Raw genomic sequence first — 26,435 nt, forward strand, 5'->3', positions numbered from 1 at the left:
GGGTGCGAACCGGCGCTGCCACGCTCGCTATACCCCCGTGTGACATTTTTATTGTGGTTTTGTGACAGTGGCCTCGGAAAGGCTCTTTTCGGGGGATTTGATCGGGGGCAGGCGCACGGTTACCGTCGTTCCGGCCCCGACCTCGCTTGTGATCTCCAGCCGTCCGCGATGCCGCTCGACGATATGTTTGACGATGGCCAGGCCCAGTCCGGTGCCGCCGATGCTACGGCTGCGCCCGGAGTCGACACGGTAGAAGCGTTCGGTCAGCCGTGGCAGATGGCTGGCGGCGATCCCCTCGCCACGATCCGCAACGCTTAGTCGCAGCATCACCCCGTCACGGTCCAGGCGGACGCGGACCGGCGTTTCGGCCTTGCCATATTTCATCGCGTTGCCGATCAGATTGTGCAGCATCTGCGACAATTGGGCGCGGTCCCCGGCGATGGGCGGCAGATCGTCGGTCAGCTCGCACACGATGTCGTCCGCACGCGGCGAGCCCGAGTCCAGAAACTCTTCCCAGACGTGATTGACCAGATCGACCATATCGACGGGCTGGGCGGGCTGGCGATATTTGTCCGCCTCGATCCGGCTGAGCGAGATCAGATCTTCGACCAGCCGCTGCATCCGCCGGGCTTCGTCGAACATGACCTTCAGGAAACGGGCGCGGATTTCGGGGTCTTCGCCTGCCTCGTCGCCCAGCGTCTCGATAAACCCCAGGATCGAGGCGAGCGGGGTGCGCAGTTCGTGGCTGGCATTGGCGACGAAGTCGACGCGCATCCGCTCGGCGGCGTCATGCGCGGTCTGGTCGATCAGATGAACGATCCGCTGTCCGCTGGTCGTGTCGGCGACGCGCATTTCCCATCGCTGTTCCAGCGAGCCCAGGCCGACCAGCGAAATGGGATGGTCGGGATCGGTCACGCCTTCCTTGGCCAGCAGCCGTTCGGCGGCGGCCGGGTGGCGGATGGCGATACGGGCATCCTCACCCACGATATGCGCACCGAGCAACCCCCGCGCCGACCGGTTCGCCAGGATGACCCGGCCCCCCTCGATCAGCAGCACCGGCTCGACGATCGCGTCCAGGGCTTCCGCGAGCAGCGGGGACAGGCCGGGCGGGCCCTCCTCGGTCTGGCGATCATCCTCGGCTTCGTCGGGAATGCCTTCGCTCGCGACCAGCGCGGCGGCGATCCCGCCGACCAGCGCGATGATCGCAGGCGCGGGGCCTGCCGTCAGGAACACGACGGCCGCGGCCACCACCACCACCACGATGGCCCATAGAGTACGAATGCCGAATCCCATGGCGTGTCGATGTAGCGGCCGGCGCGGGCTCTGTCTTCCTCCCAGCCGTTGTGGCCAGCGCAATCATGGTTCCAGCTTTGGGCCAGTTTTGGAAAGGTACGGCCTTTGCACAGGTTCTTGTGGCGCGGCGATGAATATGGGACATCGCACCGTGATGGACGACACGCCCCCCGATCATGGCTCCGGCCCCGAGGAACCGGCCGCTGCTCCCGCCTCCAGCGTGACGAGCCGCCGGATGCTGATGCTGGGCGCGGTCGGCGCGAGTACGGTCGTCGCGATCCGACCGGCGCTGGCCCAGACGACGGGTTCGGTCATGAACTGTCAGATACCGGTGCCGGGCCCGGCCGATGCGGGCAAATATATCGACCGCGACGGCAATGCGGTTCCCCCCGGTCCGCTGGGGGCGATCGGCGGCTTGCTTGGCGGCCCTTATCCCCCACCGCCACGCCCCTTTACCGGCGAGGAAGTACGTCGGGCGCTCAATGGGGGGGCGTATCTGCCCGGCACCAACTATTCCACCAACAGCGCCTATCTGAAGTATATCAACAAGTTGAAGATGGGGCAGAGCGGCTATACCTGTTTCGTGTCCGTGCAGAATCCCCGGAGCTGACCCAGTGCCCGGTCCGCGCTACCGCGCGGCGGCGGCGGCCCTGCTGATCGTCGAGCCGCTCGATATCTTTACCGTCGTCTTTCACCGTCCGTCGGGCACGACGCATCTGCTGAACGAGCCGGCACCCCAGATATTGGAGGCGCTGACCGGTGAGCCGTTGGACGTGGACACCCTGCTCGCGCGACTGGCACGCCATTATGACCTCGACGGCACGCCCGGTGACGGGGCCGGGATGCTGCGCACCCGTCTGGACGAGTTGGTCGCCGCCGGGTTGGTCGACCGGGTGTGAGACACCGGATTTTCCTACAGGTCGGCTCGATCGGTTTTCGGATCGGCGCCGACTGGCGTGCGCCGATCGCCGCCTTGGACGCGCTGTACAGCGATTATCCCCGTCCAGCCTTCGCCGATTATAGCGTCCGGTTGGAGGCAATGTCCGTCTGGCGGCGCTGGCTGCGCCCATCGGTTCGGCTGGGGGGCGATTACGAGTTGCCGGACGCCGCGCCTTTGCCGTTGGCGCATGGGCTGTTGGCGGCCGAGATGGGGATGAACCTGCAAGTCGCGCTGGGGCATCGCCGCCACCTTCTGCTCCATGCCGCCGTCGTCGCACGGGGGGACAAGGCTATCCTGCTCAGCGGCGTGTCGGGTGCGGGCAAATCGACTCTGGCGCTGATGCTGGCGCAAAAGGGCTGGCGCTTTCTGGGTGACGAATTCGCGATGGTCGACCCGGTCACCGGATGGGTGCACCCCTTTCCCCGTCCCTTCAGCCTGAAGAACGAAAGCCTCGCCGTCATTCCGGAGGGTAGCCGGGTCGGCCCGCTCATGAAGGGAACGCCAAAGGGCGATATTCGCCATGTCGCGCCCGACGCTGCCGCGATCGCAGCGATGGGGGAGCCCGCCCGCCCCGTGCTGCTGGTTTTCCCCCGCTTCGGCTATCCGTCCGCGCTCAACAGCCTGCCGCCGACCGAGGTCTTTCTTCGGCTGACCCAGGCTTCGACCAACTATACCGCATTGGGGGAAGCGGGATTTCGGGCACTTACGCGATTGCGGGCGGGGATACCGGCCGTCACGCTGGACTATCCTGACGGGGCGACCGGTGTCGCAGCGGTCGAAGCGCTGTGGGACGCGTTGTGAAGGCGGTGCGGATACTCGTCGCCTTGCTCCGAGCCCCGGAGCGTGTGGCAACGCTCGACCTTGCGACATGGACCGAAGTGCTGACCGTGGCGCGCGCCGAAACGCTGGCGGGGACGCTCGCGCACCGGCTGGAGGGGCTGGCCGTGCCGCCGGTCGTGGCAGCGGCATTGGCAGAGGCGCGTATCGATGCCGCCGAAGCGCGTCGGACCGCATTGTGGGAGGCGAACCGCGTGGCGCAGGCGCTCAAACCCTTGGGACATCCGGTCATTCTGCTCAAGGGAACCGCTTTTGCCGCTGCCGGTCTCGCCGCAGCGCAGGGGCGGGGGATCGGCGACTGCGATATCCTGTTGCCGCGCGCATCGCTCGACCATGCCGAGAAGCTGCTGATCGGGGCCGGATGGGAATGGGTCAAGCCGGACCCCTATGACGATTTCTATTACCGGCAATGGATGCATGAGCTTCCCCCGCTGGTCCATGGTGAACGCGGGCGGATGGTCGATGTGCATCACACCATCCTGCCGCCGACCGCGCGGCCAAGGCCCGATGCCGCCGCGCTGATCGCCGATGCCGAACCGCTGGAGGGCGGGCTGGCGGTGTTGTGCCATAGCGACATGATCGTCCATGCCGCCGCGCATCTGTTCGCCGATGGCGAACTGGCGGGGGGCTTGCGCAATATCTGGGATATCCACGCCCTGATCGAGGAACGCGGTTTTGAGGGGCTTGAGGCGCGCTCCGCCCGTCATGGCTTGTCGGTCGCGGTCGGAAGGGCGCTCCGCTTAAGCCATGCGCTTTACAGGACGGAAGTCCCCCACCGATGGCGGCGCGTGACGGCGGTCGACCGGCTCTTCCTTCGCCGGATGACGGCCCGCGATGGCTGGGGCCGGGAGCGGCGGAAGGGGACGCGGTTGGCCTTCTATATCCGTTCGCATGCCATCCGCATGCCGCCGCCGCTGCTCGCACGGCATTTGTGGATCAAGTGGCGGAAGGCGAAAGCCGCTCCAGTGTCGGGATGAGATCGGCATAACCGTCGATCACGGCGTCCGCACCGAGCGCTTCGACCGGCTGGCTCAGAAACCCGAAGGAACAGGCGATGACCGGCAGACCCGCCGCCCGCGCCGCCTGTACGTCGAAGATCGAATCACCGACAAAGGCGGCCGTCCCGCCACCGCATTGTTCGACCAGCGCCTGGATCGGCTTTGGCGAGGGCTTGGACACGCCCAGCGTGTCGCCCCCGATGATTGACGCGAAGCGCTCGGTCAGTCCCAGCGCGTCCAGGATCGCACGGGCAAAGCGTTCCAGCTTGTTGGTCATGATGCCGAGCGTCACGCCCCGCGCCGCCAGTTCGTCCAGCGCATCGAGCGCGCCGGGGAAGGGGGCGGTGTGCACGGCAAGGTTCGCCTCGTAATAGTCGAGCAGACGGCGGTGCAGCGCATCGAGCGTCTCGGGATCATAACCACCGGTTGCATCTAGTCCATAGTGCAACATCGCGCGCGCGCCACCGCCGATCATCGGCTTGACCGCCGCGACGCTCAACGGATCGCGCCCGATCGAGGCCAGCGCGTGGTTGACGGCGGCGGCCAGATCGCCGCTCGTGTCCAGCAGCGTCCCGTCCAGGTCGAACCCGACGATGGCGAAAGGAAAGCCGTGCGGTGAATTGGTTTCCATGATGGGTCCCGGTTCAGTCTGTGGCTGGCTTTGGCCGGAAATCCATGGCAGGCGCAACCACCATGACGAGACCAGTCGCCGCCATCATCCTCGCTGCGGGCAAGGGCACCCGCATGAAGTCGGACCTGCACAAGGTCCTCCATCCCATTGCAGGGCGGCCGATGCTGCTCCACCTGATCGACAGCGTGAAGGCCTTGTCGCCCGAGCGCATGGTCGTGGTGACGGGCGCAGGGCGCGAACAGGTCGAGGCGGCGGTCGCGCCGCTCGGCGTGGCGACCGCGCTCCAGGCCGAGCAGCTGGGCACCGGCCATGCCGTGGCGCAGGCGCGCGACGCGCTGTCGGGTTTCCAGGGTGACGTCCTGATCCTCTATGGCGACGTACCGCTGGTCGAGGCGCGGACGATGCGCGCGATGATCGACCGACTGGCCGAGGCGGATGCGCCCGCCGCCGTCGTGCTGGGTTTCCGGCCTGCCGATCCCGCCGCCTATGGCCGCGTCATCGCGGATGCCGACGGGCGCATCGACCGAATGGTCGAGTTCAAGGACGCCAATGCTCAAGAGCGCGCCGTAACCCTCTGCAACTCCGGGCTGATGGCGGTGCGCTCCGAGGATCTCTTCGGCCTGCTCGACCGCGTCGGCAATGACAATGCGGCGGGGGAATATTATCTGCCCGATATCGTCATGCTGGCGGCCGCCGATGGCCGTCATTCGGCGGTGATCGAAACGAGCGCGGGCGAGGTGGCGGGCGTCAACAGCCGCGCCGAGCTGGCGGTGGTCGAGAACGACTGGCAGGTGCGTCGTCGCGCCCGCGCCATGGCCGATGGCGCGACGCTGATCGCACCGGACACGGTGTGGTTCTCGCATGACACCCGACTGGGCCGCGATGTGGTGATCGAGCCGCATGTCGTCTTCGGCCCCGGCGTCCATGTCGCCGACGGGGTGACGATCCATGCCTTCAGCCATCTGGAGGGCGCGACTGTCGCCACCGGTGCGGATATCGGTCCCTATGCGCGCCTCCGGCCTGGTGCCGATGTGCGCGAGGGCGCGCGGGTCGGCAATTTCGTCGAGATGAAAAAGGCCGTGCTCGGTCCCGGCGCCAAGGCCAATCACCTGACCTATCTGGGGGATGCCGAGGTGGGGGCGGGCGCCAATATCGGCGCGGGCACGATCACCTGTAATTATGACGGCTTCCTCAAATACCGAACCGTGATCGGCGAGGGGGCCTTTGTCGGTTCCAACTCGGCACTCGTCGCGCCGGTGACGATCGGCGCAGGTGCCATCGTCGGGGCGGGCTCGGTCGTGACGAGCGATGTCGAGGCCGATGCGCTGGCGCTGGTCCGGGCCGAGCGTCAGACCAAGTCCGGTTGGGCCAAGCGTTTCCGAGAGATGATGACGGCAAAGAAAGCCGCGAAGAAGGCTGGGGAGTAAGACTATGTGCGGTATCGTGGGAATCCTGGGCGGCGAGGATGTTGCCGAGCGGCTGCTCGATGGTCTGCGTCGCCTGGAATATCGGGGCTATGACTCGGCCGGGATCGCGACCATCGATCATGGCCAGATCGAGCGCCGTCGCGCCTCGGGCAAGCTGGTCAACCTTGCCAAGGAACTGGCGGCGCATCCGCTGCCCGGCTCGATCGGCATCGCACATACCAGGTGGGCGACGCATGGCGGCCCGACGACCAACAATGCCCACCCGCACGCCACCGATCATGTCGCAGTCGTCCACAACGGCATCATCGAGAATTTCAAGGCGCTGCGCGACGAACTGATCGGGCGCGGGCGTGTCTTCACCAGCGAGACCGATACCGAAGTCGTCGCGCATCTGGTCAGCGAGAAGGTCGAGCAGGGGCTCGATCCCGTCGCGGCCGTTCGAGAGGTGCTGCCGCGCCTGCACGGCGCCTTCGCGCTCGCCATCCTGTTCCGTGAACAGCCCGATCTGTTGATCGGTGCACGGCTCGGCTCGCCGCTGGTCGTGGGTTATGGCGATGGCGAGACCTATCTGGGTTCGGACGCGCTGGCGCTCGCGCCGCTGACCCAGCGTATCGCCTATCTCGACGAAGGCGACTGGGTCGTCTGCACCCGTGAGGGCACGCAGGTCTATGACCGCGACAACACCCCCGTCGACCGGCCCGTGACCCTGTCGGGCGTCACCGGCGCGCTGATCGACAAGGGCAATCACCGGCACTTCATGCAGAAGGAAATCTACGAGCAGCCGATCGTCGTCGCCCAGACGCTGCGCTCGTATCTCCAGCGGTTGGAGGGCAAGATCGCGCTGCCCATCCCCGAATTCGACCTGTCGGACATCAAGCGCGTCACCATCGTCGCCTGCGGCACCAGCTTCTATGCGGGCATGGTCGCCAAATACTGGTTCGAGCAGTTCGCCCGCGTGCCGGTCGACCTCGATGTCGCGTCCGAATTCCGTTACCGTGCACCGGTGATGGAGCCGGGCGGCTTGATGATCGTCATCAGCCAATCGGGCGAAACCGCCGACACGCTGGCCGCACTTCGCCACGCCAAGGCCGAGGGGCAGACGATCGCGGCCGTGGTCAACGTCCCCACCAGCTCGATGGCGCGCGAAGCCGATCTGCTGCTGCCGACCCATGCCGGGCCGGAGATCGGCGTCGCCTCGACCAAGGCGTTCACCTGCCAGTTGAGCGTGCTGGCCGCGCTCGCCGCCAATCTCGCCAAGGCCAAGGGGCGGCTGTCGGCCGACGAGGAACGTCAGATCGTCCGGCACTTGGCCGAGGCGCCCGCCGCGATCAACGGCGCGCTCGCCTATGACGAAGCCATCGAGGCGATGGCGGGGGCGGTCGCGGGCGCGCGTGACGTGCTGTATCTGGGACGCGGAACCGATTATCCGCTGGCGCTGGAAGGCGCGCTCAAGCTGAAGGAGATCAGCTACATCCATGCCGAGGGCTATGCGGCGGGCGAGATGAAGCATGGTCCGATCGCGCTGATCGACGAATCAGTGCCCGTTATCGTCATTGCGCCGTCGGGTCCGTTGTTCGAGAAAACCGTCTCGAACATGCAGGAGGTGCAGGCGCGCGGCGGCAAGGTGATCCTGATTTCCGACTATGACGGGATCGAGGCGGCGGGCGAGGATTGCATCGCCACCATCACCATGCCCAAGGTGCACCCGCTGATCGCGCCGATCGTCTATGCGGTGCCGGTCCAGCTGCTCGCCTATCACGTCGCGGTCGCCAAGGGCACCGATGTCGACCAGCCGCGCAACCTCGCCAAGAGCGTAACCGTCGAATAACTGACCATTTACGTCACTTTAAGCGTCTCCGGTTACCATCTGTCCAATTAGTGAGTAATGGACGGGTGGTAGCCGGATGCGTATTCTGATCGTCGACGACGAACCGGCCGTTCATGACAGCTATGGGCTGTGTTTTTCGGGCCGGGATGGCACGCTCGACGCGATGGCCGCCGCGCTGTTCGGCGAACCCGCCGACGAGGGTAGCGCGGATTATGCGCTGGAGCGCCGCCACTGCCTCCAGGGCGAAGAGGCCTTGGCTGCGGTCGAGCAGGCGATGGCCGACGGCACACCCTTCGCGGTCGCCTTTATCGACATCCGCATGCCGCCAGGTATCGACGGGCGCGAGACGGCGCGTCGCATCCGGGCGATCGATCCCGATATCAACCTGGTCATCGTGACCGGCTATTCGGACTTCTCACCGGCCGAGATCGGCAAGGTCGCCGGGCCGGCCGACAAGATTTTCTACATCGCCAAGCCCTTCGAGGTGACGGAGATCCAGCAGATGGCGCGCGCGCTTTGCCGCCGATGGGATAATGATCGTCAGCTGGCCGTCGCCCGCCGTCTGCTCGCCGAACAGGTGGCGACGCTGGAGGAAAAAAGCGCCGAGCTGGAGGCGAATGAAAGCCGGGCGATGCATATCGCCATGCACGACGCGCTGACCGATGCGCCCAACCGTGTTGCCTTTCTGCGTGGGTTGACCGAGCGTGGACGGCAGGACGGCGCGTTCGTGACCGCGATGCTCGACCTCGATCGGTTCAAGCTGGTGAATGACACGCTGGGACATCTGGCGGGCGACGAACTGATCCGCGAGGTCTGTGCCACCATCCAGGCGCATGTGCCCGAAGGCGCGATGGTCGCGCGGCTGGGCGGGGACGAGTTCGGCATCTTCTTCGATGCCGAGGATGAGGGCGTGGCCGTTGCCGCCTGCGACCGGATCGTGACCGCCTGTGCGTCCAGCTTCAACGTGCTGGGCCATGCCGTGCGGTGCGGTGCCTCCTGCGGGCTGGTGATGAGCCTGCCGGGTGAGGGGCGTGACCCGACCGATCTGGTCCGTCAGGCCGATATGGCGTTGAACGAAGCCAAGCGATCGGGGCGCGGCGTGGTCCGGGTGTTCGATGCCGGAATGGACGAAGGCATCCGCGTGCGCCGCCAGATCGAGGCCGGGTTGAGCCGGGCCATTGCCCGCGACGAGCTGAGCCTGGCCTTTCAACCGATCGTCAGCCGGGTCGGCCTGGACATCGTCGGCTTCGAGGCGCTGGTCCGCTGGAACACGCCGGAGCGTGGGCCGATCAGCCCGGCGATCTTCATCCCGCTCGCCGAGGAAAGCCATCTGATCCACGATCTGGGGGACTGGATATTGGACCATGCGCTGGCCGAGCTTCGGCATTGGCCCGGCCAATATGTGTCGGTCAATTTCAGCCCGATCCAGTTCCGGCGTTCGCATTTCGTCGGCCATGTCATGGACAGCGTCCAGCGCGCAGGTGTCGCGCCGAGCCGCGTCCAGATCGAGATCACCGAGACGGCGATCTTCGACGATGCCGAACATGCCGCGCAGACGCTGTACGAACTGCGCTCGCTTGGCTTTCGCATCGCGCTCGACGATTTCGGGACCGGCTATTCCAGCCTGTACAATATCCGCAAATTCGCGCTCGATTGCCTGAAGATCGACCGCAGCTTCATCGATGGCATGGGCCGCGAGCGGGAATCGGCTGCAATCGTCCATTCGATCATCCATCTCGGCCGCGCGCTGGGGCTGGGCGTGATCGCCGAAGGGGTCGAAACCGAATCCCAGGCGCAGGCGCTGCGCGTCGCCGGGGCCAGCCATTTGCAGGGCTATCTCCTTTCCAAGCCGGTGCCCGCCGCCGAAGCGCGGGAACTCGCGGAGCGCAAATTCCTGTCCCTGTCCGGGGAGGTACAAGAACTGTCGCTGGCCGCAACTGCGGGGCGGTAATCGGCATGCCTGTGATGGAATGGTGGCGACGGGTGCGGGAACGGCCCCGATCGCTTCGTGAGACGATGGTGTCGATCCTGACCTTGACGGGGATCGGAGGCGCCTTGGCGTTGGCCGGGCTCCTCGCGCTCGTCATCTCCCCTGGATTTGCCGAATTGGAGAACCGCGCCACCCAGGGGTATCGCGCCAGGGCGCTGACCACATTATCGGACTTCGCGGCGCTGACCGAGGTGATGGCGCGCGAGCAGGCCCAGGCTGTCGGTTCGGTTTCGGTACAAGCGTCCAACGCCGTCCTTCATCAACGGGCGCCGAGGGGCGAATGGTCTTTTCGCAGCCATATCCCGGTGCGATCGGCCGGAGTCGAGACGATGCTTATCGCGGCGTTGCGTCGACTCGATATCGATACACTGTTGGGTGCCGATCGTTCGGCGCATTTCTATCTGCCGGTCGGGGGCCATATCATGGCGGTCGGGCTAGCCGAGGATGCGCGGGGCCGCGGTTACGTCGCGGTCGCGCGTCCGCTGACGGCCGAGCGCCTCTCGCAGGCCTTGGGCAGGCCGGTTGGCATCGACACCCTGTCATCGATGCCGACCCATGCCGCGCAGAGGGAAGCCCGGTCGATCGAGGTCATCGTGCCGATCGGCGGTGCGGACGGCCGAGCCATCGCCACCGCGACCTTCCCGATTTCGCGCGAGGTCATGTTGCTCGGGCGTCGGGTGCTTCTCCTGGCGGCGGCCGGATCGATCCTGCTGCTGGTTCTCATGCTGTTGATGCTGCGCCGTGCGCTGGGCTGGTTCGTGCTCGCCCCGTTGAGCCGGGTCGAACGGCATATGCAGCGGGTCCAGGCATATGGCGCACTATTGCCGTTCGAGGATCGACATAATCGTTGCGAGGAATTCGACTCGCTGGGACGCAGCTTCAATGCGATGTTGAACCAGCTCAACGACCTGCGCGAACGCAACGAGATCCAGAGTTTTGCCCTAGGCCGTTCGGAAAGCGCGGTCGCGGTGCTGCACAATGTCCGCAATGCGCTGGCGCCGCTCGGCACGATCCTGAGCCATGGCATCGATCAGCCAGCGGCGGCGAAGCGCGATTTGCTCGACCGGGCGCTGGCCGAACTGGCGCGTGACGACATTACCCCCGAACGCCGCGCCAAGCTCGTGACCTTTGTCGCGACCGCGCTTGATGCGGAAGCGGTGGCACGGGATGCGGTGCGCCTGCAATTGGAAGTCGGGCGCGATGCGATGCGTCAGACGCTGGAAATCATCGGGGCGCAACAGGCGCGTGCCAATGAGCGTCCACCGCGCGAACGCTGCGACATTGCCGATATCGTCGCCCGCAATGCGACAATCGCCCGCTATGCCCAGGGCGTGTCGATCGATTTCACCGTCCCGGCGCATACCGAGCACGTTCTCGCCAATCGGGTGATCCTGAGCCAAGTCATCGGCAATCTCTTCTCCAACGCGGTCGAAGCCATCGTCGCGACCGGGCGCGACCATGGTATGATCTCGGTCGAGATCGCCCCGCCCGGCAACGGCCGCCTCGCCATCCATATCATCGACGATGGTGAAGGCTTCGAACCTGCCCAGGCGACACGCCTGTTCCAGTCGGGCTATTCGACCCGCACGGAAAAGTCGGGCGGACTTGGCCTCCATTGGTGCGCCAACTCGATGGCGGCGATGGGCGGGACCCTGGAGCTTCGCAGCGCGGGGCGCGGAATGGGGGCGGTGGCGATCCTGACGCTGGACGCCGATATCAGGGGCGAGCCCATGGCCGAACTGGCGGCCTGATCGCGCATTCAGAGCGGCAGTTCGGGCTGGCTGGGGCCTGCGGAGTCCTCTTTATCGCCAGTACGTAAACCGGACAGGGTCAGGCCGAGCAGGCGAACGCCGCCCGTTATGGGCAATTGCTGGTCGAGCAGGTCCAGTCCGATCGCGAGGAAGGCGGCTCGGTCGTCGATCGGATGCGTGGCCGATCGGGCGCGGGTAATGGTCCGGAAATCGCTGTGCCGGAGCTTCAACGTCACCGTCCGGCCCGTCACGCCGCTGCGCGCGATACGGGTCCAGGCGGCCTCGACCACCCGTTCCAACGCCTCGTGCAGGGCCGTACGATCCGAGAGATCGGTCTCGAAGGTGCGTTCGGCGCCGACCGACTTGGCGATCCGCTGGGCGCGGACCGGCCGGTGATCGATCCCGCGTGCCGCACCGTACAGATAATCGGCATAGCTGCCGAAATGGCGTTGCAGGAACTCCAGCGGCCGATCGCACAAATCCTGCCCGGTCAGGATACCCAGCGCCTCCATCTTGCGCGCGGTGACGGGGCCGACCCCGTGGAAGCGCTTGACCGGCAGGCTGGCGACGAACGCCGCGCCATGCGTCGGCGGGATGACGCATAGTCCGTCGGGCTTGTTCTGGTCCGAGGCGAGCTTGGCGATGAACTTGTTATAGCTGACACCCGCCGATGCGGTCAGCCCCGTCTCGGCCCGGATCGCGGTGCGAATGGCGGTGGCGATCGCGGTGGCCGAACCCATGCCCGCCCGGTCCTCGGTCACGTCCAGATAGGCTTCGTCGAGCGAGAGCGGCTCTATCAGTTCGGTAAAGCGAGCAAAGATCGCGCGGATGTGTTGCGACACCTCGCGATAGACATCGAACCTGGGCGGTACGAAGACCAGCTCGGGGCAGCGGCGTATCGCCGTTACCGAGGGCATGGCGGAACGGACGCCGAACACTCGCGCCTCGTAGCTTGCCGCAGCAACCACGCCCCGCGCGCGCGACCCACCGACCGCCACCGGCCGCCCGCGCAGGTTCGGATCGTCCCGCTGTTCGACTGATGCATAGAAGGCGTCCATGTCCACATGGATGATCTTGCGCCCGTCGCGCCGCGCCGGTGCATCAGGGGGTGGGGATTGGAGTGACACGGAGAAACCAGGACGATCCACACACCCGCACGCCACGGGCATGTAAAACGAAACAGGAACATGGCGACGGCGTCAAGCCCTGGTGCGATAGCAACGCGCGGCACAAATTGACGGAAGTTAATCTGGCTTTATTAAATTCACTATAGACCGTGCGGCGGTGAGAGATTTGATACGCTTTCAATCCTTTGGCGCCGCAGTCCTGTTGCTGTTTCTGTGTCTGCCCTCGGTGGTTCGGGGTGAGGCGCGGGACCCATGGGCGGCCTGGCAATCGGCCAGTTTCACGCGGCTCGGTGACGCGGTCAGTCTGCCGCATGTCACCGCGACCGCGATCGTCCGTGCGAGCGACGGCACGATGTGGATCGGCACGCGTGGCGGGCTCAGCCGCTATGACGGACAGCGGGTCCGCAGCTTCCGACAGCGTCAGAGCGATCCCTTTTCGCTGCCCGACAATTATGTGCGCTCGCTTTTGGCCTTGCCCGATGGCGGCCTGCTGATCGGGACCAATGTTGGCGGCCCGGCGCGTTACGACCCAGCCAGCGGTCGTTTCATTCGGTTGAAGGCGCTTAAGGGGCGGATCGGAACGCGCATCTTTGGCTTTGCTCCCGATGGTGCGGGGGGCGCCTATGTCGCGTCGGACGGCGGCATCCATCATTATGTCGCGGGCTCCGACCGGATCGACCCGATGACCGCCGAGGCGATCAAGGGTGCCGATGGCCGCCGCCAGGTCGCATTCGCCGTCCACCGCGATGCGGATGGTACGCTTTGGGCCGGATGCGAGGACGGGTTATGGGTGCGCCCGGCTGGAACCCGCCGCTTCGTCCCGACATCGTTGCACCATGAGGCAGGCGACCAGGATATCTGGTCGATCCTGCGCGACCGCCAGGGGCGGCTGTGGATCGGAACCGGATCGGACGGCCTCTATATGTCCACCGACCGGGACTGGCGCCCGCGCTTCACGCAAATGCCGATCCTGACGGGCGCGGCGCCCTTGATTGGGCACCGGACGATCCGGGCCCTGGTCGAGGACGGACGTGGCCGCATCTGGATCGGGACCGATGGCAAAGGCATCATCCTGCTGGACCCCGTGCATGGGTTTGCGGCCATTCCGCTGAGGCATCTGTCAGCCAACCCGCTATCCTTGCCCGGTGACACGGTCCGCGCACTCGCCCTGGACGGATCGGACGGCGTCTGGGCCGCAACCGAAATGGGGGCGGCACGGACCCAGGGGCCGGGCGGCGGAACCCTGCATATCGGATCGGCGATGCCCGATCCGGGCATGTCGCTGTCCGACGACAATGTCCGTGGCATCATGGTCGACCGACACGACCGGATATGGCTGGGCTATAGCAACGGCATGGTCGACCGGCTTGACCGTGCGGCGGGGCAGGTCCGCCGCCTGACGCTGCACGGTCAGCATGGCGGACAGGATATCAAGGCGCTGAAGGAAGCGGCCGACGGCACGATCCTGGTCGGCGCGCGCGGTGTTGTGACGATCGATCCCCGGACCTTGGCGCAGCGACCATTAGAGGTGAAGGGCTTGGGCGATCTGCCGGTCATCTCGCTGGCCGAGACGCCCGACGCCCTTTTGATCGGAACCTATAAGGGGCTTTTCGTTCGCCGCCGCAGCGACGGACAGGTCCGCGTGTTCGAACATGACGCGGCCGATCCGCACAGCCTGCCCAATAACGAAGTCATCAACATCGTCGTCCAGCCGGGCGGAGTGGTCCTGATCGCGACGCCCGGCGGGGTAGGCCGGATGGACCTGGCCAGCGGTCGCTTCACGAACTTCTCCAGCCGGTCGGGTGAGCCAGGGAGCCTGCCCCAGGATTATGCAGGATCGATCATTCCGACCGGCCGGAATATCTGGGTCGGCACCTATGGCGGGGTGGCGCTGGGCCATGCCGTGCCCGGCGGCTGGCACTTTCACGCCGTGACCGAGGCGCAAGGGCTGGCGGGTGACAATGTCGCGTCGCTGATCCTCGATACGCATGGGCGGCCCTGGGTGGCGAGTGCGGGTGGCATCTCCGTCATCGATCGTGATGGGCGGACCGTACGGGTGATGAGCCAGCGCGATGGACTGGGCGTGAGTGCGTTCAACCAGCGTGCGGTGGCGCGGACGGCGGATGGGTCCTTGCTGTTCGGCGCGCCGGACGGGCTGGTGGTGTTGCAACCGGACCTGTTGCTCGGACGGCTGGGACGGCACAATGCTGCCCGACTGATCGTCAGTTCGGCCGACATCGACGGTCACGCGCTCGATTCCTCGGCGAAGCAACTCGCCTTGCAATGGGGGATCGATGGCCGGACATTGCGGATCGACTTCGCACTGGCCGATTACGATGCGCCGGACGAAATCCGGTACAGCTATCGGCTGGAGGGGTTTGACCGGAACTGGATGATAGTGCCCGCCGGAACCCCGGCCAGCGCGACCTATACCAATCTGCCCGCTGGCCATTACTGGCTGGAGTTGCGCGCGCATATTCCGGGGCTCGCCGCCCAGACGATCACGCGCCGGGTGCGTGTCGATGTCGATCCGCAATGGTATGAGACCTGGCCTGCCCGTATCGCCATGGCGGCGCTCGTCCTCCTGGCGATTGGTGTCGCGTTCCTGCTGGTCACCGCCGTCATCCGTCGCCGCGCCCGAATGCTCGAAAAGATGGTCGAGGAACGGACGAGCGCCTTGCGCGCCGCCAACGAACAGTTGGACCGTCTTGCCAGCACCGATCCCCTGACCGGCCTGGCCAATCGGCGGACCTTGATGGGCGCGCTCCAGGGCGCGCGCGATCATGCGATGAACGATGATGACCGCTTCGCCTTCGCGCTGCTCGACATCGATCATTTCAAGCGCATCAATGACGGCTTTGGCCATGCGACCGGGGACGAGGTGCTGGTCGCCGTCGCCTCCAGCCTGAAAGAGGGCGTTCGGCTGGATGATATCGTCGCGCGCTATGGCGGCGAGGAGATCGCGATCCTGTTTCCGGGCGCGACGCTGGATGCCGCGATCGGGATCGTGGAGCGCCTGCGCATCGAGATGGCCGCGGAGCCGGTCGTCGTCGGCCATCAGCGGATCGGGGTGACCTTCAGCGCAGGCGTGACCGAGTGGCTGCCGGGCGAGGATGTGGCGGCCATGATCCGCCGCGCGGATGCCGCGCTCTATGGGGCGAAGCGCGGCGGCCGCGATCAGGTCGCGCGGGCCGCGTGATCCCGGAACTCCGCCTCATGGCCGGGGTTGGGATGGCATGACGAACGACCTGCCCTTGGTAAAGAGCGGCCGCCTGGTCCGCCGGGGCGGTGCCTTTATCCTGGAGGGCGATGACGGCAAGGTGCTGGAGCTACGCCTGATGCGCGTGCCCGTCGATCATGTCGGCAAGTCGGTGGCGGTGACCGGCCATATGCTCGGCCCCGACCTGATGGAGGTCGACGGGGTCAGGGGCGGCTGAGGCGTTTAATGCGCAGCCTTGCGGGGCAGCAGGTGCAGGACACCGACGATGATCGCCCCGACGATCAGGCCGATGATCGCCGAGCCGATCGCGCCGACTAGCCACGCCACGGCCGAACCGCCGGCCGGCAGCGCCTCGCCGACATGATGGGCGGTGTCGTGGATCAGATGGGGCAGGGTGGTGAAGCCGAATTCCTCCATGCCGTGCACGATGATGCCACCGCCGACCCAGACCATTGCGGCGGTCCCGACGACGGCAAGGACGCGCAGGATGACCGGCATCGCCTTGACCAACCCGCGCCCGATCGCCTGCGCGCCGGGATTGTCACGGCGTGCCAGATGCAGGCCGATATCGTCCATCTTCACGATGGCGGCGACCAGGCCATAGACGCCCACCGTGATCGCGATGCCGACCAGCGCCAGCGCGATCGCCTGCGTCCCGATCGACAGGTCGGGTAGTTCGGACAGGGCGATCGCCATGATCTCCGCCGACAGGATCAGGTCGGTACGGATCGCGCCAGAGACCTGCCGGTCCTCCAGTGCCTTGGCATCGACCGGGGCCGCATCCTCGGCCTCTTCATGCCCGCCGGTCAGCGTTTCGAGAATCTTCTCGCTCGCCTCGAAACACAGAAACGCGCCGCCCGCCATCAGGATCGGCGTGATCGCCCAGGGCGCAAAGGCGCTGAGCAGCAAGGCGGCGGGGAGGAGGAAAAGCAGCTTGTTGCGCAGCGACCCCAGCGCGATCTTGCCGATGATCGGCAATTCCCGCTGCGGCGCCAGCCCCACGACATAGCGCGGCGTGACGGCGGTATCGTCGATGACCACGCCCGCCGCCTTTGCTCCCGCCCGCGCCGACGCGCCCGCGACATCGTCGAGCGACGCCGCCGCCAGCTTGGCGATTGCCGCCACGTCGTCCAGCAATGCGACCAGACCCCCTGCCATCGACCCACTACTCCCTGTTCCGTACCCGGCCGTGCCTAGAGCCTGGCGGATCGCGATGCACGGAAAAATGACGGGTCCGTCATGTCATCCATGGGGCGCCACGCCACGCGGTGGCGAGATGGTCGAGCAGGGCGGGCACCGCCGCCGGGGTGCCGACCGGCGCATGCAACGCCCAGATGCCGACCGCCGCCGATCCTTCATGCGCCGCCAGCACGCGCACCAGCCGCCCGTCCGCCAGCGCATCCCCCACATCCCATAGCGACCGCAAGGCGATCCCGGCACCGCCCAGCACCAACTCCCGCACCACCTCGCTCGACTGGGTCTCGACCCGGCTCTCGCCATTGACCGTCGCACCGGTCAGCCGCCAGGGAAACTGGCCTTTCGCGGCGAGCAGGGCATGATCGCGCAAGTCGGCGATCGTCTTTGGCGTGCCCTCTCGGGCAAGATAGGCCGGACTGGCGCACAGGATGCGCCGATTGTCGGCCAGCCGATGCGCGGCCAATCCACCAGGCGGCGTAGCCGTGATACGGATCGCCACATCGATGCCGCCGTCGATCAGGTCGACGAAATCATCGGTCAGATCAAGCCGCATGCGAACTGCCGGATAGCGATCGAGAAAAGCGGTGAGATAGGGCGCGATCCATAATCGCCCGAACGAGGTTGGGGCGCTGAGCCGGAGCGGACCGGCGGGCCCCGTACCCGCTTGCGTCACCCGCGCCTCCGCCGCCCGCAGCCCGGCGACGAGCGGCGCGACCTCGGCATGAAAGGCCGCGCCTGCCGCCGTGGGAGCGAGCCGCCGTGTCGTTCGGTGGAGCAGTCGCACCCCCAGCCGCGTTTCCAACCGCGCGATCCGTTTCGACGCCATGGCGGGCGACAGTCGCCAGGCCCGCGCGGCGGCCGCCAGGCTGCCCTCGCGAACCACATCGACGAACAACGCGATATCGGGGTCCATTCGTTCCTCCAGCGATCGACAGCGGATCGATTATGCCTACTACCGCGGGGAATGGCGATGCCCTATCGTGTCGATATCGAGCGAAGAGGAGAGCCGCCATGCTTCACGACAGCCGCATGATCGATCGCCACGGTCTGGCCGTGGCCCCTGCGCTGGTTCGGTTTCTGGAGGATTATGCCTTACCGGGCAGCGGCGTGGCGCCCGACCGTTTCTGGGCGGGCCTGGCGGAGGTCTTTTCCCGGTTCGCGCCGGAGAATGCGGCGCTTCTCGATCGCCGCGATGCGCTACAGGCCCGGATCGACGACTGGTATCGCCGGGGCGGGCCACGCGACGGTGCGGCGCAGCGGGCGTTCCTGACCGAGATCGGCTATCTGGTCCCGGAGCCTGCGCCTTTCACCATCGCACCGACGCATGTCGATGAGGAGGTCGCATCCCGCGCCGGGCCCCAACTCGTCGTGCCGATGCTCAACGCCCGCTTCCTGCTGAATGCGGCCAATGCGCGCTGGGGCAGCCTCTATGACGCGCTCTACGGCACGGACGCGATCATGCCATTGGCGGGCGGCACGGGCTATGATCCGGCACGCGGGGCGGCGGTGATCCGCTGGTCGCGCGATTTCCTGAACGATGCGCTGCCTCTTCCGGGCGGCTGGGAGGGCGTGACCGACCTCGCCTCGGCCGTCGAGCGCCTGGATGACCCAACGCTGTTTCGCGGGCGGAGCGAGAAGGGCTGGCTGTTCTGCCATCACGGCCTGCATATCGAGATCATCGTCGATCCCGCGCACCCCATCGGCCGAACTGATCCCGCCGGGATCGCCGACATCGTGCTGGAGTCCGCGCTGACCACCATCTGCGACCTGGAGGATTCGGTCGCGGCGGTCGACGCCGAGGACAAGGTCGCGGGCTATCGCCATTGGCTGGGCCTGATCGACGGGACGCTGACCGCGGAGGTTGAGAAGGGCGGCCGGACGATCACGCGCAGATTGGCCCCGGACCGCGCCTATCGCGCACCCGACGGCACTGCGTTCACGCTACCGGGACGCAGCCTGTTGTTCGTCCGCAATGTGGGCCATTTGATGACCACGCCGGCCATCCGGCTGGCGGATGGACGGGATGCCCCCGAGGGCATCCTGGACGCGGCTGTCACCAGCCTGATCGCGATGCGTGCGTCCGGCTCGATCTATATCGTGAAGCCCAAGATGCATGGCCCCGAAGAGGTCGCCTTCGCCGATCGGCTGTTCGATGCGGTCGAGGATATGCTGGGCCTTGCCCGCCATCGGATCAAGATCGGGGTGATGGACGAGGAACGGCGCACCTCCGCCAACCTTGCCGCGTGTATCCATGCGGTGAAGGACCGGATCGTCTTCATCAATACCGGTTTCCTCGACCGGACTGGCGACGAAATCCATACCGCGATGCTGGGTGGGGCCGTCGTTCGCAAGGCGGACATGAAGGCCTGCGACTGGATATCGGCCTATGAGGATCGCAACGTCCAGATCGGCCTGGCCTGCGGCTTTGCCGGGCGGGCGCAGATTGGGAAGGGCATGTGGGCCGCACCCGACCGGATGGCGGACATGCTCGCCCAGAAAGGTGCGCACCCTCTGTCCGGAGCGTCCACGGCCTGGGTGCCGTCACCGACCGCAGCCACCTTGCACGCCACCCATTATCACCGCACCGATGTCGCCGCCCGGCAAGCCGCCCGCGCGGCCGAGCCGATCGCTTCGCTGGACCGGCTGCTCACCCCGCCGATCGCCGAGGCGCCCGCATGGACGCCGGATGAGATCGCGGCCGAACTCGAGAATAATGCACAAGGGCTGTTGGGCTATGTCGTGCGCTGGATCGACCAGGGGGTCGGTTGCTCCAAGGTGCCCGACCTCCATGATATCGGCCTGATGGAGGACCGCGCGACGCTGCGCATCTCGTCGCAGCATATTGCGAACTGGCTGCATCACGGCATCGTCACGGCCGATCAGATCGAACAGGCGCTCGCCCGCATGGCGGCGAAGGTGGACGCCCAGAATGAAGGCGATCCGCTGTACCGCCCCATGGCGGACGCCCCCGATTGTCTGGCGTTGCAGGCTGCCCGCGCGCTGATCTTCGAAGGCCTGGCGCAACCCAATGGCTATACCGAGCCGCTGCTCCACCATTATCGTGCCCGCGCCAAGGAGGAGATCGCCTGATGCCGCTATATGCTCTTGGAGACAAACGGCCCGTCGTGGAAGATACCGCCTGGATCGCGCCCTCGGCCGACGTGATTGGCGAGGTCGTGTTGGCGGAGCAGGTCAGCCTGTGGTTCGGCGCGGTGGTGCGCGCCGACAATGGCCCGGTGCAGGTGGGCGCGCGGACCAATATTCAGGACGGGGCGGTGCTCCATTCCGATCCGGGCAGTCCGCTGACCATCGGAGCGGACTGTACCATCGGCCACCGCGCGGTGCTGCATGGCTGTGCGGTCGAGGATGGATGCCTGATCGGCATGGGCGCGACCATCCTCAACGATGCGGTGATCGGGGCGGGATCGCTGGTCGGCGCAGGGGCGCTGGTCACCGAGGGGAAGCTGTTCCCGCCGGGCAGCCTGATCGTCGGTGCGCCCGCCCGCGCCGTTCGCACCCTGGCCCCCGATCAGGTCGCAGGCCTGCGCGGCTCCGCGTCGGGCTATGCCGCACGCGCACAACATTATGCCGCACAACTCAAGCGATTGGACGATGATCGGGCCGGAACGGACGTTGACGCGGGCGGTCCACCTGCCTAGCCACAGGGCGTGACCCCGCCCACCATCCTGATCGTCGAGGACGATCCCGCCCTTCGTACCCTGACCGCCCGCGCGCTTCAGGAAAATGGTTTCGCCGTAAAGCTCGCCAATGCCGCGCCCGAAATGTGGCAGGCGCTGGAGGTCGGGCAGATCGACCTGATCCTGCTCGACATCATGCTGCCCGGCACGAGCGGCATCGACCTGTGCCGCCAAATCCGCCAGAAAAACGCGGTCCCGATCATCTTCATCAGCGCCAAGGGCAGCGAGGTCGACCGCGTCGTTGGCCTGGAACTGGGCGCCGACGATTATCTGCCCAAGCCGTTCAGCACCCGCGAGCTGGTCGCCCGTATCCGCGCGGTCATGCGCCGTGGTGGCCTGGAGAAAGCGCCGGGCGAGCGGGAGGCGGGGATATTAGGCTTTGACGGCTGGACCGCCAATCTCCCGCGTCGCGAACTGATGTCGCCATCGGGCGCGCAAGTCGAATTGACCGGCGCCGAGTTCGACCTGCTGGTCGCCTTTCTCGATAACGCCCAGCGCGTCATCGCGCGTGAACGGCTGATCGAACTCTCGCGCGCCCGGATCGGCGACAGCTCGGACCGCAGCATCGACGTGCTGGTCAGCCGCCTTCGCCGCAAGCTGTCGGGTGCTGGCGGTGCTGCGCCGATCGTGACGGTGCGCGGCGTCGGGTATATGCTCAACGTGCCGGTAGAGCGGCGGTGATCCGCCCCTCGGTCGGCCTGCTGGGCCGGATCGTCGCGATCCTGTTGCTGGCGGTGACGATCGAGTTCGCGGTCTCCACCTATCTCTATGAGCGGGCCAGTCATGTTTCGGTCCGTGACGACGAGGCGCGGCGGCTGGCCGAGCATCTGATCGTCGCGCGTCGTGTCCTGAACGAGCGCCCGGCGTCCGAACGGCCAGAAGTGGCCCAGGAACTGACCACCGACCGCTATATCGTCAGCTGGTCGCCGGATGCCCCGCCGCGCCCGACCATCGCGCCTGCGATGGACAGCATGCAGCGTCAGATCGTCGATTGGGAGCCGTCCCTTGCGGCGACCGACATCCATCTGCGCCTCACCTCACCGGGGCGGACCTCGGTCGTGTCGGGCGATCTGCGGCTGGATGACGGGTCACTGCTCAGCTTCCGGATGCGCGAGGGGGTTCGGACGCTCGACCTTGCGCTCGGGCGGGTTCTCCTGGCGTTGATCCCGGCCATCGCCCTGATGCTGCTGAGCGGTGCATTGATCGGACGTATTCTTCATCCGCTGCGGATGCTGGCGCGTGCGGCAGACAAGCTGGGCCGGGGGCAGGGCGGGCAGGGGGCGGCGCTGCTCGTGCCCGAACGGGGGCCGGGCGAAGTGCGCCATGTCACCCGCGCCTTCAACCGGATGCAGGCGCGGATCGGGCGGCTGATCGACGAGCGGACTCGTGCGCTGGCGGCGGTCGGCCATGATCTGCGCACGCCGCTCGCCCGGTTGCGGCTGCGCGCCGACTCGATCCGCGACGACGAGGTGCGCGAAGCGATCGGCACCGATATCGAAGAGATGGAAGCGATGGTGTCGTCACTCCTCGCCTTTCTGGGCGGGGAGGGGGATGTCGAACAGCCCGAGCTGACCGACCTTGCGATCCTGTGCGCCAACCTGGCCGACGATGCGGTCGATCATGGCCGCGACGTTCGCTATGTCGGGCCCGACCATTTCGATTGTCGCCTGCGCCGGTTCGGGATGAAGCGGGCGCTGACCAACCTGGTCGAGAATGCCCTCCATTATGGCGAGCATGCGGTCATCAGCTTGCGCACCGAACCGGGTGACGATGTTCGTATCCGGGTCGAGGATGACGGCCCCGGTATTCCGGACGAATCGCTGGAGCTGGTGCTGGAGCCCTTTGTCCGGCTGGATACCGCACGGCGGCGCGACACGGTGGGGTTCGGTCTGGGGCTGTCGATCGTGGCGCGGGTCGTCGCGGCCGAGGGCGGTGAATTGACGCTGGCCAACCGGCCGGAGGGCGGTCTTTGCGCCGAAATCCGCCTGCCGCATTGTCGGACATAATTTGTCACGTTGGCGCTGCACGGCAGCAAAAATCGATGCGTATATGCTGATGGCAGAGGGCGAGACGCCACCGGTTACCCGGACCCGTATCGCCCTCACCGACTTTGGTGTTCGCCCTCATTCCCGTGGATGACGGCGGGCGGCGTATACAGGCATGATCATTCGGGAGCTTGACCGATGACGATGGAGTTCGACTTGACCGCACTGGAATTGCAGGGTGCCCTGCTCGTGCTGGCGGTGATCATCACCTTCGCCGCGATCGAGGGCTGGAAGGCTCGCTGATCCGCATTACGACTTTCGCAACGGCTCCTCTGCTGCCCCCCTCCGGCATGGGCCCGACCGGAAAGGGGTAGGCGACCCGGCTCAGCGCCGGGTCGTCTGCTCCAACATCTCCAACCGACCGCGGATCGCCGTGATCAGCTGCCCTGCCGTATAGGGCTTGGTCAGCAGCGCGGCGTCCATATCCGCCGCCTCGGCCGCAAGCCCACCGTCCCCCGTCGCAAAGACGACCGACAGCGTCGGCCTCAACTGCCGTGCCCGCACCGCCAGTTCCACCCCCGACTCGCCGGGCAGGTTTATGTCGGTTACCAGCACATCGATCTGCGCGGTTTGCAGCGCGGTCATCGCCTCTTCCGCCGTGACCGCATGGACCACGACGAAGCCCGCATCTTGAAGCGTCTCGGCCGTGTTCGTGCGGATCAGGTCGTCATCCTCGACCAGCAATATGGTCTGCCCGTCCTGCATCGGGCGGGCGGACGGTGCTTCGGTGCCTTGCGCATCCCGCGACGGCGCGGTCGCATCCTCCATCGGCATCCGCCGCTGCCGCTGATTGGCGAGCACATGGCGGAATTTCCGCGCCAGCGCCTCGCGGGTATAGGGCTTGGAGAGCAGCTCGACACCCTTGTCCAGCCGCCCGCCATGGACGATCGAATTCTCGGTATAACCCGAGGTGAAGAGCACCGCGATATCGGGCAGGCGCTCGCGCGCCTTGCGGGCCAGTTCGGGGCTCTTGAGCGTGCCGGGCATCACGACATCGGTGAACAGCAGATCGATCGGAATGCCGCTTTCGATAACGTTGAGCGCACTCTGCGCATCCACCGCCTTCAGGACACGATAACCCAGGTCGGACAGCAGCTCGACAACGGTCGCGCGGACCTCCGCATCGTCCTCGACCACCAGCACCGTCTCGGTGCCGCCGGTGATCGGACCGGTATCGACCGCCACCTCGACATCCTCGGCCTCCATCGCGCGAGGGAGGTAGAGCTTGATCGTGGTGCCGTGGCCGACCTCGGAATAGATCTTCACATGGCCGCCCGACTGTTTGACGAAACCATAGACCATCGACAGGCCGAGGCCCGACCCCTTGCCCTCGCTCTTGGTCGAGAAGAAGGGTTCGAAGACCTTGTGGATGATCTCGTCCGACATGCCGCTGCCGGTGTCGGACACGGCCAACATGACATATTGGCCGGGCACGACCTCGTCATGGGTGCGGGCATAGTCATCGTCGAGATGCGCGTTGCCGAGTTCGATGGTCAGCTTGCCCTGGCCGTTCATCGCGTCGCGGGCATTGATCGCAAGGTTCAGCAGCGCATTTTCGATCTGCGCTGGATCGATAAAGGTATTCCACAGGCCGCCGCCCACGATCGTCTCGATCTCCACGCCCTCGCCGATTGCGCGGCGCAGCATGTCGTCCATCCCCTGAACGAAGCGGGTGACGTTGACCACCTTGGGCTCCAGCGCCTGCCGCCGGCCAAAGGCCAGCAACTGCGCGGCGAGCTTCGATCCGCGCGACACGCCCGCCATGGCGTTTGCCACCCGCTGTTCGGCGCGCTGGTTGCCCGCGACGTCCTTGCCGAGCAGTTGCAGATTGCCCGACACGACCTGAAGCAGATTGTTGAAGTCGTGGGCGACGCCGCCGGTCAGCTTGCCGATCGTCTCCATCTTCTGCGCCTGGGCCAGCTTCATCTCGGCCTGCCGACGCTCGGCAATCTCCTCGATGACGCGGCTTTCGAGCGTCTCGTTGAGTTGGCGAAGCTGTGCCTCGGCCCGCTCGCGGTGATGCACCTGACGCGCGAGCAGCGTCGCCTGGTCGCGCAGTGCCTGTTCGGCGGCACGCTGTTCGGTGATGTCGGTGTGGACGCCGACCCATTCGATCAACTCGCCATTGCTGCCGATGATCGGGAGGGCCCGGATCGCATAGGTGCGCCATTCGCCGTCATGACGGCGGACGCGATGTTCGTGGATGAACATGCCCTTGGCCGCCACCGCCTCGTTCCACGCGACGATCGATGCCGCCGCGTCATCGGGGTGGACGGCACTGGCCCAGCCAAAGCCCTGATATTGCTCGGGCGTCTGGCCGGTGATCGCGGACCAGCCGGGCTGTTCCCCAACCATCCGCCCATCGGCGCTGTTGGTCCACAGCACGCCGTGCACCGCATCCATGGCGGCCCGGAACCGGCGATTGCTGCGCTCGATCGCCTCGGCATGGCGTGCCCGCTCGTCGACGTCGAAGACCAGGATGTGGAAGCCCAGGACCGATCCGTCTTCGCCGCGCCGCGGGATATAGCGCGTCTCGGCCTGCCGCCGACTGCCGTCGCGGTGGTGGAGATGGACGTCGGCGACCACCGCTTCCCCCGCCAGTGCGCGTTCGATCAAAGGACGCCGCTCGGCATAATCGGACTCGGTCAGGACGTCGCTGATCCGGCTGCCCAGCATGGACTCGGGATCGATGCCCAGAAAATCGCGGTAATAGTTGTTGGCGAAGCGATAGCGTTCCTCGCAGTCGACAAAGGCGACCAGCACCGGCAGCGAATCGGTGATGACGCGAAGCTCCGCCTCGCTTTCGGCCACGCGCCGCTCGGCCGCGACCCGGCCGGTATTCTCGACAACCGTGCACATCACGCCGCCGACCCGCCCGCATTCCAGATATACGGGGGTATAATAGAGGTCGAACACGACCTCTTCCTCCGCGCCCGCGCGGGTGACGATCAGCTTTTGGTCGCGATAGGCGATGTCGTCACCGCGAAAACCGCGTTCCAGGACCGCGCGGTTCCAGTCCCAGATTTCGGGCCAGACCTGCCGCACCAGCCCGCCAAACGCGTCCGGATGACGCGGCCCGGCGATGGAGCGATAGGCATCATTGTAGATCATGACATGGTCGGGGCCCCACATCAGGACCTTGGCGATCGGCGAGTGGACGATGTTGGCGACCGTCGTGCGCAAGACGCCCGGCCATGCTGCGATCGCCCCCAGGGGGCTCGCCGCCCAGTCATGGTCGCGTACCATCTGCCCGCATTCGCCACCCCCGATCAGCCAGCTATGGCCATCGGCAGACGGCCCATCGGCGCGCATTCGCTCGATCGCGGCGATCAGCAGCGCCTGTTCGTCGGGGAAGTCCCCTGCGTCCACGGCTTCGGCAACATATCGGTCGAGCTGCGGCGGGAGCGACAGCATGCGCGACGGGGGAGTGTTCATAGGCAGACGCATGAAAAA

General features: G+C 66.4%; 20 protein-coding genes. 14 read left to right on the top strand and 6 right to left on the bottom strand.

The features are described from left to right. Positions 1-48: 48 nt before the first annotated feature. Entirely contained in the window at positions 49-1,293 is a 1,245-nt protein-coding gene (locus tag U1H82_RS13815; RefSeq protein ID WP_322965540.1) for a sensor histidine kinase, read from the bottom strand. Positions 1,294-1,447: 154 nt separating this feature from the next. Here U1H82_RS13815 and U1H82_RS13820 point away from each other — a divergent pair, with 154 nt between their 5' ends. Genes U1H82_RS13820 through U1H82_RS13835 form a run of 4 tightly spaced genes read left to right on the top strand, consistent with a single transcriptional unit; the run spans position 1,448 to position 4,047 of the window. Beyond that, positions 1,448-1,903, top strand: a complete 456-nt coding sequence (locus tag U1H82_RS13820; protein WP_322965541.1) for a hypothetical protein — start codon at positions 1,448-1,450, stop codon at positions 1,901-1,903. Positions 1,904-1,907: 4 nt separating this feature from the next. Next, a complete protein-coding gene (locus tag U1H82_RS13825) occupies positions 1,908-2,192 on the top strand; it encodes an HPr-rel-A system PqqD family peptide chaperone (protein ID WP_322965542.1) in 285 nt (94 codons plus the stop codon). Further along, a complete protein-coding gene (locus tag U1H82_RS13830) occupies positions 2,189-3,034 on the top strand; it encodes an HprK-related kinase A (RefSeq protein ID WP_322965543.1) in 846 nt (281 codons plus the stop codon). The genes U1H82_RS13825 and U1H82_RS13830 overlap by 4 nt, the downstream gene beginning before the upstream one ends. Beyond that, positions 3,019-4,047, top strand: coding sequence for a nucleotidyltransferase domain-containing protein (locus U1H82_RS13835; RefSeq protein ID WP_375339530.1), 1,029 nt, complete (start codon positions 3,019-3,021; stop codon positions 4,045-4,047). The genes U1H82_RS13830 and U1H82_RS13835 overlap by 16 nt, the downstream gene beginning before the upstream one ends. Here U1H82_RS13835 and U1H82_RS13840 read toward each other — a convergent pair. After that, complete coding sequence (locus U1H82_RS13840; RefSeq protein WP_322965544.1) at positions 4,007-4,699, bottom strand: HAD-IA family hydrolase; 693 nt, start codon at positions 4,697-4,699, stop codon at positions 4,007-4,009. The two genes, U1H82_RS13835 and U1H82_RS13840, sit on opposite strands and share 41 nt — an antisense overlap. Before the next feature lie 62 nt (positions 4,700-4,761). Here U1H82_RS13840 and glmU point away from each other — a divergent pair, with 62 nt between their 5' ends. From glmU to U1H82_RS13860, 4 genes are all read left to right on the top strand, one after another. Next, complete coding sequence (gene glmU, locus U1H82_RS13845) at positions 4,762-6,126, top strand: bifunctional UDP-N-acetylglucosamine diphosphorylase/glucosamine-1-phosphate N-acetyltransferase GlmU (protein ID WP_322965545.1); 1,365 nt, start codon at positions 4,762-4,764, stop codon at positions 6,124-6,126. A 4-nt stretch (positions 6,127-6,130) separates the two neighbouring features. Further along, on the top strand, positions 6,131-7,954 hold the full coding sequence (glmS, locus tag U1H82_RS13850) for a glutamine--fructose-6-phosphate transaminase (isomerizing) (protein ID WP_322965546.1): 1,824 nt from the start codon (positions 6,131-6,133) through the stop codon (positions 7,952-7,954). A 76-nt stretch (positions 7,955-8,030) separates the two neighbouring features. After that, complete coding sequence (locus U1H82_RS13855) at positions 8,031-9,905, top strand: putative bifunctional diguanylate cyclase/phosphodiesterase (protein ID WP_322965547.1); 1,875 nt, start codon at positions 8,031-8,033, stop codon at positions 9,903-9,905. Between the two features lie 32 nt (positions 9,906-9,937). Continuing rightward, positions 9,938-11,695, top strand: a complete 1,758-nt coding sequence (locus tag U1H82_RS13860) for an ATP-binding protein (RefSeq protein ID WP_322965548.1) — start codon at positions 9,938-9,940, stop codon at positions 11,693-11,695. An 8-nt stretch (positions 11,696-11,703) separates the two neighbouring features. On the opposite strand, the gene dinB is transcribed toward U1H82_RS13860, so the two are convergent. After that, positions 11,704-12,864, bottom strand: a complete 1,161-nt coding sequence (dinB, locus tag U1H82_RS13865) for a DNA polymerase IV (RefSeq protein ID WP_375339531.1) — start codon at positions 12,862-12,864, stop codon at positions 11,704-11,706. A gap of 160 nt (positions 12,865-13,024) precedes the next feature. On the opposite strand from dinB, the gene U1H82_RS13870 reads away from it, so the two are divergent. Both U1H82_RS13870 and U1H82_RS13875 read left to right on the top strand, forming a co-directional pair. Then, positions 13,025-16,021 (top strand): ligand-binding sensor domain-containing diguanylate cyclase, encoded by a 2,997-nt coding sequence (locus U1H82_RS13870; protein ID WP_322965550.1) that lies wholly within the window; start codon positions 13,025-13,027, stop codon positions 16,019-16,021. 37 nt (positions 16,022-16,058) lie between these two features. After that, positions 16,059-16,259 carry a DUF5818 domain-containing protein gene (locus U1H82_RS13875; protein WP_322965551.1) on the top strand — a complete coding sequence of 67 codons (201 nt, stop codon included), beginning with the start codon at positions 16,059-16,061 and terminating at the stop codon, positions 16,257-16,259. A 5-nt stretch (positions 16,260-16,264) separates the two neighbouring features. On the opposite strand, the gene U1H82_RS13880 is transcribed toward U1H82_RS13875, so the two are convergent. Both U1H82_RS13880 and U1H82_RS13885 read right to left on the bottom strand, forming a co-directional pair. Continuing rightward, entirely contained in the window at positions 16,265-17,200 is a 936-nt protein-coding gene (locus U1H82_RS13880; protein WP_322965552.1) for a DUF808 domain-containing protein, read from the bottom strand. 79 nt (positions 17,201-17,279) lie between these two features. After that, positions 17,280-18,152 carry a LysR family transcriptional regulator gene (locus U1H82_RS13885; protein WP_322965553.1) on the bottom strand — a complete coding sequence of 291 codons (873 nt, stop codon included), beginning with the start codon at positions 18,150-18,152 and terminating at the stop codon, positions 17,280-17,282. 98 nt (positions 18,153-18,250) lie between these two features. On the opposite strand from U1H82_RS13885, the gene U1H82_RS13890 reads away from it, so the two are divergent. The 4 genes from U1H82_RS13890 to U1H82_RS13905 are packed head-to-tail and all read left to right on the top strand — an operon-like array spanning position 18,251 to position 22,943. Then, positions 18,251-20,329, top strand: coding sequence for a malate synthase G (locus U1H82_RS13890; RefSeq protein ID WP_322965554.1), 2,079 nt, complete (start codon positions 18,251-18,253; stop codon positions 20,327-20,329). Then, positions 20,329-20,898, top strand: a complete 570-nt coding sequence (locus U1H82_RS13895) for a gamma carbonic anhydrase family protein (protein ID WP_322965555.1) — start codon at positions 20,329-20,331, stop codon at positions 20,896-20,898. The genes U1H82_RS13890 and U1H82_RS13895 overlap by 1 nt, the downstream gene beginning before the upstream one ends. 9 nt (positions 20,899-20,907) lie before the next feature. Further along, a complete protein-coding gene (locus U1H82_RS13900) occupies positions 20,908-21,618 on the top strand; it encodes a response regulator (RefSeq protein WP_322965556.1) in 711 nt (236 codons plus the stop codon). Beyond that, positions 21,615-22,943, top strand: a complete 1,329-nt coding sequence (locus U1H82_RS13905) for an ATP-binding protein (protein WP_322965557.1) — start codon at positions 21,615-21,617, stop codon at positions 22,941-22,943. Before U1H82_RS13900 ends, U1H82_RS13905 begins: the two co-directional genes overlap by 4 nt. Before the next feature lie 363 nt (positions 22,944-23,306). On the opposite strand, the gene U1H82_RS13910 is transcribed toward U1H82_RS13905, so the two are convergent. Continuing rightward, positions 23,307-26,417: a PAS domain-containing protein gene (locus tag U1H82_RS13910; protein ID WP_322965558.1), complete on the bottom strand. Its 3,111-nt coding sequence runs from the start codon at positions 26,415-26,417 to the stop codon at positions 23,307-23,309. Positions 26,418-26,435 lie beyond the last annotated feature (18 nt).

The sequence above is a fragment of the Sphingomonas fuzhouensis genome, from assembly GCF_034659795.1.
Classification (GTDB): domain Bacteria; phylum Pseudomonadota; class Alphaproteobacteria; order Sphingomonadales; family Sphingomonadaceae; genus Sphingomonas; species Sphingomonas fuzhouensis.

What these genes read in the sequence shown, in the direction of transcription:
- U1H82_RS13815 (WP_322965540.1), bottom strand. Translation starts at nt 1,293, where the DNA reads ATGGGATTCGGCATTCGTACTCTATGGGCCATCGTGGTGGTGGTGGTG.
- U1H82_RS13820 (WP_322965541.1), top strand. Translation starts at nt 1,448, where the DNA reads ATGGACGACACGCCCCCCGATCATGGCTCCGGCCCCGAGGAACCGGCC.
- U1H82_RS13840 (WP_322965544.1), bottom strand. Translation starts at nt 4,699, where the DNA reads ATGGAAACCAATTCACCGCACGGCTTTCCTTTCGCCATCGTCGGGTTC.
- glmU (WP_322965545.1), top strand. Translation starts at nt 4,762, where the DNA reads ATGACGAGACCAGTCGCCGCCATCATCCTCGCTGCGGGCAAGGGCACC.
- glmS (WP_322965546.1), top strand. Translation starts at nt 6,131, where the DNA reads ATGTGCGGTATCGTGGGAATCCTGGGCGGCGAGGATGTTGCCGAGCGG.
- U1H82_RS13855 (WP_322965547.1), top strand. Translation starts at nt 8,031, where the DNA reads ATGCGTATTCTGATCGTCGACGACGAACCGGCCGTTCATGACAGCTAT.
- dinB (WP_375339531.1), bottom strand. Translation starts at nt 12,864, where the DNA reads ATGCCCGTGGCGTGCGGGTGTGTGGATCGTCCTGGTTTCTCCGTGTCA.
- U1H82_RS13875 (WP_322965551.1), top strand. Translation starts at nt 16,059, where the DNA reads ATGACGAACGACCTGCCCTTGGTAAAGAGCGGCCGCCTGGTCCGCCGG.
- U1H82_RS13880 (WP_322965552.1), bottom strand. Translation starts at nt 17,200, where the DNA reads ATGGCAGGGGGTCTGGTCGCATTGCTGGACGACGTGGCGGCAATCGCC.
- U1H82_RS13885 (WP_322965553.1), bottom strand. Translation starts at nt 18,152, where the DNA reads ATGGACCCCGATATCGCGTTGTTCGTCGATGTGGTTCGCGAGGGCAGC.
- U1H82_RS13890 (WP_322965554.1), top strand. Translation starts at nt 18,251, where the DNA reads ATGCTTCACGACAGCCGCATGATCGATCGCCACGGTCTGGCCGTGGCC.
- U1H82_RS13895 (WP_322965555.1), top strand. Translation starts at nt 20,329, where the DNA reads ATGCCGCTATATGCTCTTGGAGACAAACGGCCCGTCGTGGAAGATACC.
- U1H82_RS13910 (WP_322965558.1), bottom strand. Translation starts at nt 26,417, where the DNA reads ATGAACACTCCCCCGTCGCGCATGCTGTCGCTCCCGCCGCAGCTCGAC.